This is a genomic window from Algoriphagus boritolerans DSM 17298 = JCM 18970, from assembly GCF_900108085.1.
Classification (GTDB): domain Bacteria; phylum Bacteroidota; class Bacteroidia; order Cytophagales; family Cyclobacteriaceae; genus Algoriphagus; species Algoriphagus boritolerans.
Window position 1 is genome coordinate 1 of sequence record NZ_FNVR01000031.1, and the last position, 16,322, is coordinate 16,322.

At 43.4% G+C, this 16,322-nt stretch carries 13 protein-coding genes, 1 tRNA gene and 1 pseudogene; 5 read left to right on the forward strand and 10 right to left on the reverse strand.

The features are described from left to right. The 7 genes and pseudogenes from C4S61_RS18390 to mltG form a co-directional block, all read right to left on the reverse strand. The coding region (locus C4S61_RS18390; RefSeq protein WP_146064379.1) for a DUF4372 domain-containing protein at window positions 1–175 on the reverse strand (175 nt) is incomplete at its 3' end. Window positions 176–268: 93 nt separating this feature from the next. After that, the gene (locus C4S61_RS18395) at window positions 269–1,318 is read right to left on the reverse strand and encodes a TlpA family protein disulfide reductase (protein ID WP_103926261.1); all 1,050 of its coding nucleotides are present in this window, start codon (window positions 1,316–1,318) and stop codon (window positions 269–271) included. Window positions 1,319–1,847: 529 nt separating this feature from the next. Further along, window positions 1,848–1,932, reverse strand: a tRNA-Ser gene (locus C4S61_RS18400). 470 nt (window positions 1,933–2,402) lie between these two features. Further along, window positions 2,403–4,238, reverse strand: coding sequence for a DUF885 domain-containing protein (locus C4S61_RS18405; protein ID WP_103926262.1), 1,836 nt, complete (start codon window positions 4,236–4,238; stop codon window positions 2,403–2,405). Window positions 4,239–4,310: 72 nt separating this feature from the next. After that, complete coding sequence (locus C4S61_RS18410; protein ID WP_103926263.1) at window positions 4,311–5,297, reverse strand: YihY/virulence factor BrkB family protein; 987 nt, start codon at window positions 5,295–5,297, stop codon at window positions 4,311–4,313. Window positions 5,298–5,308: 11 nt separating this feature from the next. Further along, on the reverse strand, window positions 5,309–5,716 hold the full coding sequence (locus tag C4S61_RS18415) for an acyl-CoA thioesterase (protein WP_103926264.1): 408 nt from the start codon (window positions 5,714–5,716) through the stop codon (window positions 5,309–5,311). A 1-nt stretch (window position 5,717) separates the two neighbouring features. Further along, window positions 5,718–6,761, reverse strand: a pseudogene (gene mltG / locus C4S61_RS18420) (endolytic transglycosylase MltG). Window positions 6,762–7,086: 325 nt separating this feature from the next. Between mltG and C4S61_RS18425 the strand changes: the two are divergent. The 5 genes from C4S61_RS18425 (at window position 7,087) to C4S61_RS18445 (ending at window position 12,061) form a co-directional block, all read left to right on the forward strand. After that, a complete protein-coding gene (locus C4S61_RS18425; RefSeq protein WP_103926265.1) occupies window positions 7,087–7,512 on the forward strand; it encodes a peroxiredoxin family protein in 426 nt (141 codons plus the stop codon). Window positions 7,513–7,685: 173 nt separating this feature from the next. Then, window positions 7,686–8,111, forward strand: a complete 426-nt coding sequence (locus C4S61_RS18430) for a (deoxy)nucleoside triphosphate pyrophosphohydrolase (RefSeq protein ID WP_103926266.1) — start codon at window positions 7,686–7,688, stop codon at window positions 8,109–8,111. Continuing rightward, window positions 8,111–8,740: an L-threonylcarbamoyladenylate synthase gene (locus C4S61_RS18435; RefSeq protein WP_103926267.1), complete on the forward strand. Its 630-nt coding sequence runs from the start codon at window positions 8,111–8,113 to the stop codon at window positions 8,738–8,740. The genes C4S61_RS18430 and C4S61_RS18435 overlap by 1 nt, the downstream gene beginning before the upstream one ends. A gap of 81 nt (window positions 8,741–8,821) precedes the next feature. Further along, window positions 8,822–9,454: a WbqC family protein gene (locus C4S61_RS18440; protein ID WP_103926268.1), complete on the forward strand. Its 633-nt coding sequence runs from the start codon at window positions 8,822–8,824 to the stop codon at window positions 9,452–9,454. 69 nt (window positions 9,455–9,523) lie between these two features. Then, window positions 9,524–12,061, forward strand: a complete 2,538-nt coding sequence (locus C4S61_RS18445) for an ATP-dependent Clp protease ATP-binding subunit (protein WP_103926269.1) — start codon at window positions 9,524–9,526, stop codon at window positions 12,059–12,061. Between the two features lie 101 nt (window positions 12,062–12,162). On the opposite strand, the gene C4S61_RS18450 is transcribed toward C4S61_RS18445, so the two are convergent. The 3 genes from C4S61_RS18450 to C4S61_RS18460 form a co-directional block, all read right to left on the reverse strand. Further along, window positions 12,163–12,627: a hypothetical protein gene (locus C4S61_RS18450; RefSeq protein ID WP_103926270.1), complete on the reverse strand. Its 465-nt coding sequence runs from the start codon at window positions 12,625–12,627 to the stop codon at window positions 12,163–12,165. A 174-nt stretch (window positions 12,628–12,801) separates the two neighbouring features. Continuing rightward, window positions 12,802–14,202 (reverse strand): MBL fold metallo-hydrolase RNA specificity domain-containing protein, encoded by a 1,401-nt coding sequence (locus tag C4S61_RS18455; protein WP_103926271.1) that lies wholly within the window; start codon window positions 14,200–14,202, stop codon window positions 12,802–12,804. 81 nt (window positions 14,203–14,283) lie between these two features. Further along, window positions 14,284–16,233 carry a PspC domain-containing protein gene (locus C4S61_RS18460; protein WP_103926272.1) on the reverse strand — a complete coding sequence of 650 codons (1,950 nt, stop codon included), beginning with the start codon at window positions 16,231–16,233 and terminating at the stop codon, window positions 14,284–14,286. Window positions 16,234–16,322 lie beyond the last annotated feature (89 nt).

Sequence of the window (16,322 nt, forward strand, 5' to 3'; positions counted from 1 at the left end):
AAATATCCCTTACCGAGGTACTCTTGGCAAAATGGCAGAAAAGCATGGAGACCAAATGTGTCCAACTGTCGAATCCCTTACAGCCTTTATCTGTTTGTTTTTCTTTGACCAGCTTCTTGAAAATCGGGCGGTCAATCTTTTTAATAATCTGAGAAAACAGCGTAATATTACCCATGAGAGGTCTGAGGTTTTGGTGCAAACCAAAGTAACTATTTTGGTCAAAAAATAGGACCTCTCATTTTTTATTTAGGACGCTATTGCCGTGGAATCACTTATTTCGTTCCTCATTTACTTTGCCAATGTATTCACATATATCTGCGATATCATCTATTTCATCTTGTGGTTCATTTAGTTGCTTCAGTCTAGCTACTTCATCATTGCAAAATGTGAATACTGTTTTTCCATCGATTGGGTCTTTAAAGTTAATATCGAGGTCGAATATATTTACTAAATTTTTAATGAATTGCTTGTTCACTAATTTCACAGCGTGTTTAAGAATGTTATGATTGCCTATATGGGCAATATTCAAATCACATCTCATAATAGTTTTGTTTGTTTCCCACCATGCTTTAACTATTTTAACTCCTTCTTCTTGAGATGAGTTTTCTTTAACGCAAGCGAGCTTTCTTAAAGTAAATATGTAATTAGGTATACCAGGTTTAATAGTGTCCACATTGCTTTTTAGATCACCACATAATGCACTAACTTGTGTTATATTTTTTACTGGATCACACTCCTCAACCTTCTCCACAACCTCCTTCAAATCTTTTTCTTGAGAAAGATTTGAATTTATTTTCCCATCCACCGCGTCTTTGAGCACTTCCACAGGTGTATAGCCCGTCCATTCATGGCTAAGTTGTCCATCGGAATTGTACAAGTAGATGGATGGTACAGCGTAAAGTTGATAGTGCTGTTGCAAGGTCAAGTTGATATCGTATCCAAAACGGATATTGGGAAAGTTTCCGATGTGGTGATCTTCTAAAAATGCCTTGGTACTTTCCGGTTCGTAAGCCGTCACAAACAGAAACTGTACGTCCTCCATTTGATCCATATTGGAAGTAATTGCTTTTGTCTGTTCGGCACATGCCCCGCACTCGGGAGAGAGGTAAAAAACAATCGTGGTTTTCCCCTTGTCCAGCACATCACGAGTGCTGAAAGGCTCTCCGTCAATGCCGATCAAGTCTTTAATAGGAAATTGACTTGGAGAAGTAGGGTTATCTGTCGCAAACAGAAAACCTGAAAAACAAGTAAGGAATACTACCAATGCTATTTTGGTTAAAGAGAAGTATTTTTGAAAAGTGAGTGGTTTTTTGCCCATAGTCTGCAGTCCTACTTGGTGAAAATCAGTCTTGTAATATAACTCTAAAAATAAATACTATAAATACCTAGTTGGATGTGTTTTACGTTCCTGGATTTTACAACCTCTGGATTGGAAGGACGAAAACATGTTAGGAGATTCGAAATCCTGAAGAGTGATTTCTTCTAATAATCGGATAAAATATTACTGACCAGTTTCTTTTTTATTCTTAGGCTCTGAGAACCTAATTCGTACACCTCGTACGACTCGCACACTTCGTACCGTACGAAGTGTGCGAGGATCGAAATTCACAAAGATTCAAGTGAAGTTCCGAATTAACCTATCTCAGGATTTGATCAGTTTTAGGCTGGGGAGTTTTAATTCCTATCAGGCTTTTTAAAAAAAGGCTGATAGGATTTTTATGAGAAGGTCAGAACGGTACGCGGAAGTATCAATTCAAAAATCAAACAGATTCGCCACTAAATTCGCTACTAAATTCAAAAAATAAACCCTAACTCTCAGTATTTCAGATAGTTAGGGTTTTGACCTGCAGAGGAGGAGGGATTCGAACCCCCGGTACCTCACGGTACAACGGTTTTCAAGACCGCCGCGATCGACCACTCTGCCACTCCTCTAATTTGATTTGAGTTGTTTTAAGACCGCCGCCCTCCCGATTACTATCGGGATATCGGGAAGCACTCTGCCACTCCTCTGTGCTGTGTTCACTCTTTTCGAGTCTGCAAAAGTAAGCGTATTATGTATTTATACAAAGCTACACAGCCCTTTTTCTTTTAAGTTCCTGATTTTTATGGGTTAAATTTTTTCAGCGGCTTCTTCAATTCTTGCTATAAGGCTTTATTAGAATTTCTAAATCAACCATTCGGTTCCACGTCTCTTATTAACCTTTAACGATTTAACCCTCAACAACTAAATGGCTTCGACTTTGCTCAGCCTGACACCCAAATCCACTTACCACTTTCCCTTTACCACTTACCAGCCGGAAAGGGCTTCGACCCCGCTCAACCTGACACTCTGCCTACTGCGACTGAAAATTGATCACTCCAACTGGCTTCGACTACGCTCAGCCGGACATTTTGCTAACTTCCTACTGCAACTGCTCACTGGCCTTCACCTCCGCAATCCACTCTTTCACTACCCTCTCCAATATGTCCAAGGGCAAGGCTCCCCCACCCAACACCACATCATGAAAGGCTTTCAGATCGAATTTTTCTCCCAACTCCGCTTCAGCAAGTTTGCGTAATTCCTGAATCTTGAGCATCCCGATCTTATAGCCAGTGGCCTGACCGGGGATTACCATATAGCGGCGAACCTCAGCTTGGATCGCGCCGGGAGCGATAGAGGAGTTTTCGCTAAAATACTTGATGGCATCGGCCTCGGACCAGCCTTTGGCGTGAAGACCGGTATCTGTCACCAGGCGGATCGCTCTCCAGATTTCATTGACCAAGCGGCCGAAGTCATAGTATGGATTTTTGTATTGTCCCATCTCTTTGGCTAATGCCTCGGAATACAAGGCCCAACCTTCCACATAGGCATTGAAACCCATCTGTGTGCGGAATTTTGGAACGGATTCCAGTTCCTGCGCGATCGAGATTTGCATGTGATGCCCTGGGCTTCCTTCGTGATAGGCTACGCCTTCCATCGTGGATTTGGGCATGGCGTTCATGTCCGATAGGTGAACATAATAAGTGCCCGGCCTTGTCCCGTCCGGAGTGCCTTGATTGTAATGTTGCGGTGCCCCGTCCTGCTCGCGAAAAGCTTCCACCCGTTTTACAACCAAGTCCGCCTTGGGTAGTATGCCAAAATAGTCCGGTAATTTTTGCTTGATCTCATCCAGAAAGGCCGTGGATTCATCCAAATAGGCCTGTCTTCCTTCGTCTGTATTTGGAAAGAAAAACTGGGGATCACTGTTGACAAATTTGAAAAACGCCTTCAAATCTCCTTCAAATCCTACCTGATCCTTGATCACAAGCATTTCCTGTTGGATTCGCTTGACTTCATCCAATCCGATCTGATGGATTTGGTCGGCGGTAAGATCGGTGGTGGTAGAGGATTTCAATTTGTGCGCATAGAAGGCATTTCCCATCTCATGACGGCTCACGCCGGTAGGTGATTCCTCCAGATTAGGCAGTTCTGACTCCAGCCAGGCAATGAGTTCTTCATAGGCAGGTTTGAAATTGCTGACCAGGGCATCCATTGCATTGGTTCGGAATTCTTCTGCCTGTTCAGGGGTAATCTTTCCTTCTTTTTCAAGGTTTTCGATTTTTGCCAATGCATCGGTCCAAAGGGGAGCGTTGGATTTATCATCGGTAAAAGGCTGTCCTTGAATCAAAGCTTTGGATTGTTGAATAACGTATTCATAAGCGAATTTCGGAGGACGGACACCTGCGGCTGTTTGCAGTTTTGCACGTTCCAAAAGTTGGTTGATTGCTCTGCCAGACTCCTTGATCCGTGATACCAGTGCGGTCATGTCTGATGCTTCATCCACTTTGTGGAAGTTGATCAACATCGTAGGGATCATGGTGTGTAGGCCACCCATCTGATTGAACACGTAGTTCATTCTTCTGAATTCCACATCCTTCTTCTCCATTTCATACTGATATTTCCAAAGATCATAGGATACCTTGGCCTGTGGGCTTAGCAACTTGTAGTCGAATTTTGACTCCATTTCTGCAACACTTTCTTCCATCCAAGCCAGCTTTTTGTCCTCCGCTGCTTCGCTCATGTCGTCTATCTCCCCATACCTGTCTTTTCTTCCCTGAGTAGTCAGTTGCAAGGGGCTCATCTGAAGAAGCTCCTCGTATTCGGCATCAAACCAGCTGTTGATTTCCGAATCCGGGATTGTTTCAGGCATTGGCTTGCTGCATGCAAGGAAGAGTGAAAAAATCAAGGCGAGGCCAAAATGGAGTGGAATGCGATTCATAATGGTGGATTTTTTAGGATTTACGCACCTAAAGTAAAGATTTTTGCCTCACTAAAAAATGCTTCCCGACGCTCAGGTGGACGTTCCTTTACGCTTTTCTTCTTCCAGAAGCAGCAGTCTTCTTTTTTCGCGTTCCCGTTGTTTTTCTTCAGCCAGATCGAAACTCACATTGACCTCAAAACAAACCAGCACGATCAAGGAAGTGATCCACAGCCAAAGCATCAATGCGATAAAAGTCCCAATCGAACCGTAAAGTTTGTTGTAACTGGCAAAATTGTCCAGGTAGAAAATAAAGCCATAAAATGCCAAAGTGATCAACAAGCCTGATAATTGTGCCCCGATGGAGAAAAATTTCCACTTGTCATGTACAGCAGGCGCAAGTCTGAAGATAAAAGCTGAGGTGATGTAAAAGACAAAAAGAAGGATGAAGAATTTGAAAGTATTGAAGAGGAAAATCATGAAGTTGGTATTGAAAACCTGCATTTCGTCCAGCGCACTGATGAGGAGACTACCGATAATCATGACTGTGCTTGCCGTGAAAATGGTCAAAACAAGCGCAAAAACAATGCAGACTGCAATAATTCTGGATTTCAAAAAACCACGGTTATCCCTCGTTTTGTATACAGAGTTAAAGGAGGCCATCATGGACATGACACCCTGTGTGGAAGCAAAAAGTGCGAAAAAGAAGCCAAATGAAAGGAGACTCTGTCGAGGTCTGGATACAATGTCGACCAAGGTAGAACTGATGTTTTCATAGATCCCTTCGGGCATGACCGTCTGTACAAATGCAAAGATATTTTCGGTAGTTACCACCGGGAAAAAGTCCTGCAAATAGGGGACTAAGTTCAATAAAAAGAGGAGAAGAGGGAAAAGCGCAATCGTGTAGCTAAATGCCATCGAACCTGCCCGCTCACTGATGTCATCCTTTTTGAGTTGTTGGATAAAAATCCGGCTTACATCGTACAGATTTTTATCCGGGTAGCCAAAATGAATTTTTTTCAAATGCCTTGCTTTCAGCTGAAAGCGTAATCTCCATTTGAATAGTTGTTTTTCGACCACGATAGAAAGTTTTACTCAAAAAACGGTTTTAATAAATCTAACAAATTCTTTGGAGGTCGAGTGGGTTGGTGGCTGTCTTTTTTGAGAAATGCCAACGTCGTCCAGCCCTCCGTGATTAGTTCTTCCGACTCGTTGTAGACTTGATACTCAAATCGGATTCGTACTCCCGGTAAATCAGGGATTACAGTTTTGATGGTCAAAAGCTCATCGTATTTCCCGGGTTTGAGATAGCGAAAATGGCTTTCAAGGACCGGCATCATGACGCCGTTTTCCTCCATTTCCCGATAGGAAAAATTCGCCGATCGCATGGCTTCTACCCTTGCCACTTCAAAATACATCGCGTAATTCCCGTAGTAAACATACCCCATTTGATCTGTTTCGGCATAACGAACACGGATTTGGGTTTCGGAAGTGAACATCTCAAAAGATTTTAGCGGCATTCAGCGCGGCTTGGTAGCGCCGTGCATTGGCCATGTGGTCAGAATAGTTGACTGCAAAAGCATGATACCCCGAAAAATCCTACTTGGCACAGAAATATAAATAATCGTGATCTTCAGCATTTAAAACGGCATTCAGGGAGTTGACATCCGGAAGATTGATTGGTCCGGGAGGCAGGCCTGTATATTTGTACGTGTTGTAGGGGCTGTCGATTTCTTTGTGGATGTTTAAAATTCGCTTGAGTGTAAAATCCCCTGTGGCGAAAACCAAGGTTGGATCTGCCTGAAGTGCCATTCCGATTTTCATTCGATTCAGGTAAACTCCGGCGATTTTAGGCCTTTCGTCAGACTTTTGACTTTCTGCTTGGACGATCGATGCCAGGGTACTCACCTCTTTTTGTGAAAGCCCCAGGGCCTGCGCTTTTTGCTTTCGCTCCTCAGTCCAAAAGCTCTGATATTCTTTATACATTCGATCAAAAAGCGCTTCAGGGCTCGTGTTCCACCAAAACTCATAGGTGTTGGGAACAAACATGCTCATGATGGTCTCCTCTTCGAAATCAAACTTTCGGATGTAGACAGAATCCTGAATCAGGTGTAGAAACTGATCGGGTGTCACTTCAAGATTAGCGGTGATTTTTTCAGCCAGTTCTTCTTTGGTTCTGATATTGTTGAAGGTGACTTTCACAGGTACTTGAGCCCCGGATCTCAGCATTTTCACCAACTCAAGGTTCGTCATTTTTGGTTCGACTTTGTAGAGGCCGGGTTTTACGGCATCCTGATAGCCCAATACTTTGCTGACGAAGGAAAAGCTGATCGCATCATTGATCACTCGATCATCATACAGTTGATTGGAGACTTGCTTGAAAACCGCATTACTGGGGATTTTCAGCATATAAACCCGGTCTGAATCGACCATGGTGTTGGGGCTGAAAAAAAGCTGGTAAAAATAGAACGTCAGCGAAATAGCCAATACCGAAGTGGATATCAGCAGGACCAGGAGGAATTTTCTCTTTTTATCAGAAATCATAGAAGGCAAAAATAGGGAAAAATGACAGAGAAATGCGCCCTTCGGCAGTGAGTTCAAAAGAAGATAAGCTAAGCCAAGTTTTCCATGGGAGGGAGATTTTGAAACAGGCGCATTTTGAAATGGAGAAAAAGATCCTGGCGTTTACATTTTTAGCTTTATTAAACTAATTTTCAATTTCACTCATTGAATAATGTTATGAAGGGATCCTTGATTTTGCTTTTGTTTTCACTAGCACTGGGTTTTTCCTGTTCGGGTCCACAAAAACCAGATAAGGTTTTTAACCTTACAAAAGAGAAAATTCTTACCGCCAATCGCTTGGCTTTGAATCAATCGATGGTTTGGGAGGACCCCAACTGGTGAAAATGCCCCAGATTTCAAACTTTTGGATGCAGATGGGAATTGGGTGGAACTCGCTCAAATGCGAGGCAAGAAAGTTCTTTTGAATTTCTCAATGATCCGGTGCGGCTGGTGCAAGATTGCCCTTGAGCAATTCAATAAACCTGCTTACCAATTTGCGGATAATATCGTTCCGCTCTATGTCAATCCGGTCGATACCAAAGAAGAAATGGATAAATACCGATCTAAAGTGCCTATCCCTTTTCCAGTTCTTGCCAATGCTGAGGCAGTTGGAAAAGCCTATGGAGTGAGCGGTTATCCTACCTTTTATCTGATTGATGAAAGCGGAAAAGTCGAGGAGGTCGTTGTAGGTTTTTCGGACGAGAAGATTTTGGAATGGAAAAAGGGCGATTGAAATGAGCTGAGCGAAATAGATAGAAATACGCTTCTCGAAATAAGCTCCGTGCGGTCCCGAAATAACTTGAGAAATGGGGCTAGATTTACTGGAATAACTAAACTTGTCTATCTAGTTTAACCACAATAGCGGTTTTATTTCTATGTATTTCAATTGTATTTCTACTTTTATCTATGAAAACCATCCCCGTCACCTGCGCCATTATTTTTCACCGGGGAAAAGTCCTTGCGGCAAAGCGTTCTGAATCTATGGATTTGCCCGGGAAATGGGAATTCCCGGGTGGGAAAATTGAAGGTGGCGAAAGTCCTGAAGAGTGTCTGATCCGAGAAATTCAAGAAGAATTGGCTGTTCGGATCAAGATTATTCAGGCGCTCTCACCTGTTGAATTCAGCTATACACCCGGCAAAATAATTCGACTGATACCATTTACAGCGACTTTAGAAAGCTTCGATTTTCATTTGCTGGAGCATGAAAAAATTGTTTGGTTAGGGGAAAATGACCTTTTCTCCGTGGACTGGGCAGCTGCTGATCTGCCCATAGTGCACGAAATACAGCAGAAATGGGTTAAGCTTGTAGAACAAAACAAACCTATTGACTAATGGCAGCTGAATTTATCCGGCTATATGAGCAGAATCCCGATCCCAAACGGATCCGTCAGGTAGTTGAAGTTCTTCGAAATGGAGGCGTAATCATCTATCCAACCGATACAGTCTATGGAATGGGATGCGATATCACCAACCAACGTGCAGTGGAGCGAATCTGCAAGATCAAGGGGATCAATCCAAAGAAGCACAATTTCTCATTTGTCTGTGCGGATCTCAGCAATATCGCTCAGTACACCCGAGTGATCACCAAACCGGTCTTTAAAATGATGAAAAAGGGCCTACCTGGTCCCTTTACCTTTATTTTGGAAGCAAGTTATCATGTCCCAAAAATTCTTCACAGTAATAAAAAGACGGTAGGTATCCGTGTTCCCAACCATTCTATACCGAGAGCAATTGTGGAGGAATTGGGACAGCCCATCCTCTCTACCTCTATCTATGATGAGGACGAAGTGATCGAGTACAGCACTGACCCGGAGTTGATTTTCGAGAAGTACCAACATTTGGTAGACCTAGTGATTGATGGAGGATACGGCCAAAATGTGGCTTCCACCATTTTGGATTGTACAGGCGATGAAGTAGAAGTGATTCGTCAGGGTTTGGGACAATTGGAAGAAATTGTTTAAGGCCAGCTGTTGGTTGTCAGACTTCACTTTTAACTAACCAACCATTTATTTATTAACTATAAACGAATTAACTCTCTACCTTTGAATCAAATTGCCGTAGACCTACACTTTCTCCCTAGTCTGGAATTTTTCGCAGCAATTGCCGATGCTGAGGAGATTTTGATTTTCCCTAAAGACCAATACCCCCGCCAATCTTATTTCAATCGTACCCGAATCCGCCTGTCAAACAAAGTAGAGACCCTGAGTATTCCGATTCAGGGTCGTCGTCCGAGGCTTCCTTTGAATCAAATCAAGATCGACCACACGCAGAATTGGAAAAGTATTCACCTTCGCGGAATCCAAAGCGGGTATGGTAAAGCTCCATTCTTCGAATTTTATTTTCCGTATTTCAGGGAAATCTATGAGTCCGAAGAAGAATATCTTTGGCGGTTTAATTTAAATTTGCTGACAATGTGTCTGAAATTACTTCGATGGAATGCCAGACTTTCTGTTTATCAAGGAGATGGGTATGCAATGGATTTCAAGGACATAAGAGGCCAAATAGTGCCTGGAAGGCCCTTTTCCGACCGAATGCATTATGAGCCGGTGAGCTATACCCAACTTTTTGGCTTAGACTTTGAGCCTAACCTCGGCATTCTGGATTTGTTGTTTTGTGCAGGCCCCGAGGCTGATCGGATCTTGCGGGATTCAAAAAAAAGACTGAACAATCGTTAAAAGGATTGTGTTTTTAAAACAAATTCGGTAACATACGTACAGGTTTATTTTCAATCAGAAAGGATATAAATGGAAGCAAAATTTTCAAATAGAGTCAAAGAGGTGATCTCCCTTAGCCGTGAAGAAGCCCTCCGGCTAGGACATGATTACATTGGTACAGAGCACCTCTTGCTTGGGATGATTCGAGAAGGAGAAGGTGTAGCTGTTTCCATTCTTAAAAAATTGGGCGTGCCGCTTGACGAGCTACGCAATGCAATCGAGCGTGCTGTGAAAGGCACCGCTAATCACAATGTGAAAAACATGGCAAATATTCCCTTGACCCGTCAATCGGAAAAAGTCCTTAAAATCACCTACTTAGAAGCAAAAATCTTCAAGAGCCAATTGATCGGTACAGAGCATTTGTTGCTTTCTATCCTTAGAGATGAAGACAATATTGCGACACAGATTTTAAACAAGTTTGAAGTGAACTACGACGCTGTTAAAGAAATGCTTGAAATGCAGTCTGATGCCGGAGCTTCCCCAAGAGCCAAGGCTGAGGCTGAAGATGGGGATGATGACGGCTCCAAACTGTTTGGGTCGTCAGGAAGTGGGTCCGGAAGTCAAGCCAAACCAGGTGCTGAAAAATCCAGAACTCCGGTTTTGGATAATTTCGGACGGGATTTGACCAAAATGGCCGAAGACGACAAGTTGGATCCAATCATAGGTCGTGAAAAAGAAATCGAGCGAGTGGCTCAGATTCTTTCCCGAAGAAAGAAAAATAACCCAATTTTAATCGGTGAACCCGGTGTGGGAAAAACAGCAATCGCAGAGGGCTTGGCTCTGAGAATCATTCAGAAAAAAGTTTCTCGCGTGCTTTTCAATAAGCGTGTGGTTACGTTGGATTTGGCGTCATTAGTCGCCGGAACAAAATATAGAGGTCAGTTTGAGGAGCGAATGAAAGCCGTGATGAACGAGCTGGAAAAATCTTCAAACGTCATTCTTTTTATCGATGAGCTGCATACAATAGTGGGTGCCGGTGGTGCATCAGGTTCCTTGGATGCTTCGAATATGTTCAAGCCGGCTTTGGCACGGGGAGAAATCCAGTGCATCGGTGCGACGACCCTAGATGAATATCGTCAATACATCGAGAAAGACGGAGCTTTGGCCCGACGATTTCAGATGGTAATGGTAGATGCAACTACTCCGGAAGAAACGATCCAAATTCTCGAAAACATCAAGGACAAATATGAGGATCACCACAATGTGATCTACACTCCCGAGGCAATCGTAGCCTGTGTGAAGTTATCTGATCGTTACATCTCTGATCGATTCCTTCCTGACAAGGCGATCGATATTTTGGATGAGGCTGGAGCAAGAGTGCACATTAACAACATTCACGTTCCGGAGGATATCCTGAAGCTGGAAGCGGAAGTGGAGAATATCAAAACCGAAAAGAACCGGGTTGTTAAATCCCAGAAATACGAAGAAGCAGCTCAGTTGCGAGATAAGGAGAAGAAGCTTCTGGAGCAGTTGGAGGCGGCCAAAAACCGTTGGGAAGAGGAAAGCAAGTCAAAGCGTTATGTGGTCGAAGAGGACAATGTCGCGGAAGTAATTGCGATGATGACCGGTATTCCAGCCAAGCGTATTGCACAAAACGAAGGTGCTAAATTACTCAACATGAATACTGAGTTGGGCGGTAAAGTAATCGGGCAAGAGGAAGCAATTAAGAAACTGACAAAAGCTATACAGCGTACCCGGGTAGGGTTGAAAGATCCCAAAAAGCCCATCGGCTCCTTCATTTTCTTAGGCCCGACAGGGGTAGGGAAAACGGAATTGGCTAAGATGCTGGCAAGTTACCTTTTTGACAAAGATGATTCGCTGATTAGAATTGACATGTCGGAATACATGGAGAAATTCTCTGTATCCCGATTGGTAGGAGCGCCTCCAGGCTACGTGGGCTATGAAGAAGGGGGGCAATTGACAGAGAAGGTCAGACGAAAGCCCTATTCAGTGGTCTTACTGGATGAGATCGAGAAAGCTCACCCGGATGTATTTAACATTCTGCTCCAAGTATTGGACGACGGCATTTTGACTGACGGTTTGGGTAGAAGGGTGGATTTCAGAAATACCATCATTATCATGACTTCCAATATTGGAGTTCGTGACTTGAAAGACTTCGGCGCGGGAATAGGCTTTGCCAATCGTTCCAAAACAGAAGGTAATGATGACATCATGAAGTCTACGATTCAGTCTGCTTTGAAGAAAGCCTTCAGCCCCGAATTCCTCAATAGATTGGACGATGTCGTGGTGTTTAACTCGCTAAGCAAAGAGCATATCTTCAAGATCATCGATATCAGCCTGGATAAGCTTTTCAAAAGAATTACCGACTTGGGATACAAGATCGAGTTGACTGATAAAGCAAAGGATTTCCTTGCCGAGAAAGGCTATGATCAGCAGTATGGTGCCCGTCCGTTGAATCGTGCGATCCAGAAATACCTGGAAGATGCCATAGCGGAAGAAATCCTTAAAGGCGATCTATCAGAAGGCGATGTGATCACTGCTGATTACGAAGGAGAAGGAGCTGAACTCACCATTTCCGTCAAGAAAAAGGAGAAAGCTGAGGAATAAGTTTCTTTAAAAAAGATTGGAGAAATCAAAAAACCCGGAGAATTTCCGGGTTTTTTTATGTCATTTAATTGTGGGTAGTTCTCATTGAATAAAATGAATTTCTAGAAAACTGCCTTATAGTTCACCACTACGTCTAATAAGGTCCATTCATTTTCTTTTACAGTGACAGGATTGACATTGCCATCCCCATCAAAAATATTGGCGAATAGCCCACCTTCCTCCACAATGAAAATGGAATATCTGCCGGGACTCAATTGGATCGAATAGACTCCGCTTTCATTGGATTCTACTTCTGTTATTGGTTTTTCGGCTACAGCAGTGAAGAGCCCCTCTTCCATTTTCAAATCAGAAAATTTGATCAATGGATAAACTCGCACGGTACGTTTGATGGGTTTTGGTGAACTTCGTGTATCTGCTTGTCCTTCTTCGATCATCATGGGCATTTGATTCCCTTCCTGCCAGGTTATCGTTCCGGTTATTCCTTGTCCTTCCGGTTTATAGGGTTTACAGCCCATAAGTAAAAATCCTGTAAATAATAGGGTAGCAAAAAGGGAAAGTGAATTCATGTTAATTTTATTTTTATATGTCTGTCCGGTTTTTTACAGAGTATCATGGTCCACAGACTATGATTTTCCAAGGAGGATAACTATTTCGCAACTTCAGTATTCGGTCATCGTACCAGCCTCCAATCTTAAAAACGTTCGATTATGTTTTTCTTCTGTCTCTAGTCTTCTGTCTTTTTATATCCCTTCGAAAAGCACAAATGATTCCAAATATTGTGGAATCACCGTATTCCAGCCTAATTCTTCCTTTAGTTTTAATGCAAGTTCTTCAGGACCATTTCCTTCCCCATGCACAATAAATGTAACCTTAGGTCGATCAGAAAAGCCTTCAGCCCAATCCATTAACTCTTCCTGATCGGCATGGGCTGAGAGGCCAACGATTTGGTGAACTTTTGCTTTGACAGGCACATCAACGCCATAAATCCGCACGGTTGGTTCACCATCCAATAAGCGTCTTCCTCTTGTCCCTTCCGGCTGATAACCCACAATTATTACTCCATTTTTCTCATGTGGAAGGTGATGAAACAAATGATGGAGAATTCGCCCTCCTGTCGCCATCCCGCTGGCAGAGATGATTATTGCTCGCCCCCGATAGTCATTCAGCGTCATGGATTGTTCACGTTTCTGAAAATAATGAAGCTGTGGATGATTGAATGCGTGCTGATTTTCTTCAAGGATCATATCGGACAGTCGATGATCGGTATGAAAATCCAAGTAAAGTTTGGTCGTATCAATCGCCATTGGGCTATCCAGAAAAATCGGCACTTTGGGGATTTTCCTTTTTTCCATCAATTGATACATGTGATAGAGCAGCAATTGGGTTCTTCCAACTGCAAACGAAGGAATGATCACCAATCCTTCGCGATCGAAGGTGTCTAAAATGGCCTTGGCGAGTGCATCTTCTGGTTTTGTAGAGGAGGCTTTGCGATCCCCATAGGTGGATTCGATCCAGAGGACATCAGCTTTGGAAATACGGGTAGGAGGGAAAAGCACAGGATCATGATATCTTCCCAAATCTCCCGAGAAGACAAGTTTTTTGGTTTGCGAAGCTCCTTTTATGAGGACTTTGACGATGGATGCCCCAAGAATGTGGCCTGCATGAAAGAAAACTACATCCACACTGGGGTGAATGGAGAAGGGTTTGTCAAAAGGCTTGGGTACCAACTGGGGAAAGACAGCTTCAGCGTCCTCCATGGTGTAGAGCGGCTGTGGATCTTCATGTCGGGAATAGCCTTTTTTTCGGGCAAATTCAGCTTCTTCCTCCTGTAGTTTTCCGGAATCCAGTAGCAGGATTTTTGCTATTTCGGCTGTAGCTTCCGTACAGTAAATTGGCCCTTTGAAGCCCTGCTTGACTATTCTCGGCAAATAGCCTATATGGTCCAGATGGGCATGGGTCAGGATAATTACCTCCAATTGGTCCACAGGAATGGGGAATTTATCCCAGTTTCTTTCCCGCAATTCCCTGCGACCCTGAAAAAGCCCACAATCTACCATGAATTCAAAATCCCCCAGATCAATCAAATATTTAGAACCTGTGACAGAACTCGCTCCTCCTAAAAATTTTGCAGTTACATCCATTTTTATTCTTTTTTGAAAGAAGGTACAAAAAAAAGAGACACTTGAGGGGTGTCTCTTTTAAGTTATTTCAAATCCGCAAAATCAATCACTCATGAAAGGGGAGTCTGCAAATTTTGCACGGGTGATGCTGTCCATTTTTGCTTTGTTGAGTGAATCCCGCTTGGTGCTCTCCTCCTCATCCCAGTCCCCGGAATTTTCATTTTTAAGTGGACATGTCAGGCAAACCAAGCCGGCTTCATTGAACACCCAAACGGTAGATGACCTTACATCTGACGAGCGGTATCCATTGTTAGAGATTGTGTTTCGAAGGATTTCCAGTAGGGATCGCTCCATGATGAATGGCCTGTCGTAAGGAATGCGCAGGGTAAGGTTCACCTGCTGATCGCGAAAGGTTTCCAAAGCCCTGAGATCATATCCCTCCTCAAATGTTATCACAGAATCCATCACTGAGTAGGAATAAGCCAGCTTTTTGGCATTTTCCAAAGCCTCCAGTTTGGTTTTGCCACGAGCAGAAAACTCCTGGGTCAAAGAAACCACAGAATCCGGACTTCCTACCAGTTGGAGGTTTGCTTTGTTGAAAAGCTCCTCATCTTCCAAATCATTCGTTCTTAGGATGAGTGTACCTGGGGTGACCGGAAGATCTATTGTGGATTCAAATACATTTTCTTCTTTGAATTGGACGACGATTTTAGGGATTTGAAATGCCGAGATTCCAATGCAAAGCAACCACAATCCCAAGGCAACCAGACCAAAACGGCCGCCGATTAGGTTCTTTTGCGCCAGCACACTCAATCCTAACAGGAGAATGATAATGCCGGGAATAATGACTAAGCCTATACTCGAAATGACCAGCCAAAGCGGAACTAGGTTGGTGAATAATTCTATGGGAAAATTATCTACCCAGGCTCTGTAATCAGAATCGGAAATCCCAAAATAGGCTGCCAAAGCCAGTAGCGGCGTGATGGTCAAGCTCAACCCGATAAAGAATATGATCAAACCGAAGATGACTCGAATCACGGTTCCGATGAACTTGCCAAGAGGTCCCAAAGCCGAACCGATCGCATCGATCACTTTTCCCAAGACACGGAATGGTGCCATCAGAATTTTCTTGACATTGGACTCAGGCATGGGAGGAATGGGATTGATACTTTCTTTGATCGTGGAATCAATGCTGTCCAGCGTGATTTCTCCGCCTTTCATTTTGATTCGCTCCGTGATGGAACTTGCCACAGGAGTGATAATCCATAAGATCAGGTAAATCAGAATACCTGATCCGCCGGCGAAAGCCAAGAGGACAAATGCAAGTCGGACATACAGCGCTTCTACTCCAAAGTATGCAGCCAATCCGCTTGATACTCCGCCGAGGACTTTGTCATCGGGGTTTCTAAAGAGTTTTTTGACTTTGGAATCTTCCATTACTTCATAGGAAACGGGCAGGATAATCCAGAGTACGATGTAGGCGACAATGGCAAAGAATCCGAAACTGAGATTGAATCGGAAATTGTCAAATGGCAGAATATCAAGAAAGCCAAATTTTAGATTGAGATTGCCACTGAATAAAAGCAAGATCGCAAACAATCTGGTCCAGAGCGGATCCACAGAGAAGTAGCTTGCAATACCTGCACACACACCACCGAGAATCTTCTTGTTCTCCAGGCGTTTGAGCTTTTTGTATCCGCCGGTTTCACTTCCTGGAGGGGTGACATATTTGTAGAAGTCTTCCTGCTGTGAATCAGGTCCTTCCTCGTTCATTTCTTCTTTATCCTCCACTGCGGTAAAGTCAGCGATGGTCCCCATCTTTTCGATGAGTTTGTCCACGTTTTCAGCTGTGATGACTTGCTTGTTGTTTTTCAGATTGCTCAGAAAGATCTCAGCGATTCGGTTTTCTATGTCGGAGATGATTTCATGATTGTCTTTATAGTTAGAGAAGTGCCTGTTGATCGCGTCAAGGTACTTTCTTAGCGTATCATATCCGTCTTCCTCGATATGGAAGAGAATTCCGCTGATGTTGATGCTTATCGTCTTTTTCATCTGTTTATAATTTGTTTTTCAAAGGTCAGATGGAATCTCGCATGGTTTATAATCATCCCAGTGTGTGACGATCTTCGTCATGCTCGATT

Excerpts from the sequence above, each read along its gene's own strand:
- C4S61_RS18395 (WP_103926261.1), bottom strand. The coding sequence starts at position 1,318 with ATGGGCAAAAAACCACTCACTTTTCAAAAATACTTCTCTTTAACCAAA.
- C4S61_RS18450 (WP_103926270.1), bottom strand. The coding sequence starts at position 12,627 with ATGAATTCACTTTCCCTTTTTGCTACCCTATTATTTACAGGATTTTTA.
- C4S61_RS18415 (WP_103926264.1), bottom strand. The coding sequence starts at position 5,716 with ATGTTCACTTCCGAAACCCAAATCCGTGTTCGTTATGCCGAAACAGAT.
- C4S61_RS18430 (WP_103926266.1), top strand. The coding sequence starts at position 7,686 with ATGAAAACCATCCCCGTCACCTGCGCCATTATTTTTCACCGGGGAAAA.
- C4S61_RS18460 (WP_103926272.1), bottom strand. The coding sequence starts at position 16,233 with ATGAAAAAGACGATAAGCATCAACATCAGCGGAATTCTCTTCCATATC.
- C4S61_RS18445 (WP_103926269.1), top strand. The coding sequence starts at position 9,524 with ATGGAAGCAAAATTTTCAAATAGAGTCAAAGAGGTGATCTCCCTTAGC.
- C4S61_RS18435 (WP_103926267.1), top strand. The coding sequence starts at position 8,111 with ATGGCAGCTGAATTTATCCGGCTATATGAGCAGAATCCCGATCCCAAA.
- C4S61_RS18405 (WP_103926262.1), bottom strand. The coding sequence starts at position 4,238 with ATGAATCGCATTCCACTCCATTTTGGCCTCGCCTTGATTTTTTCACTC.
- C4S61_RS18455 (WP_103926271.1), bottom strand. The coding sequence starts at position 14,202 with ATGGATGTAACTGCAAAATTTTTAGGAGGAGCGAGTTCTGTCACAGGT.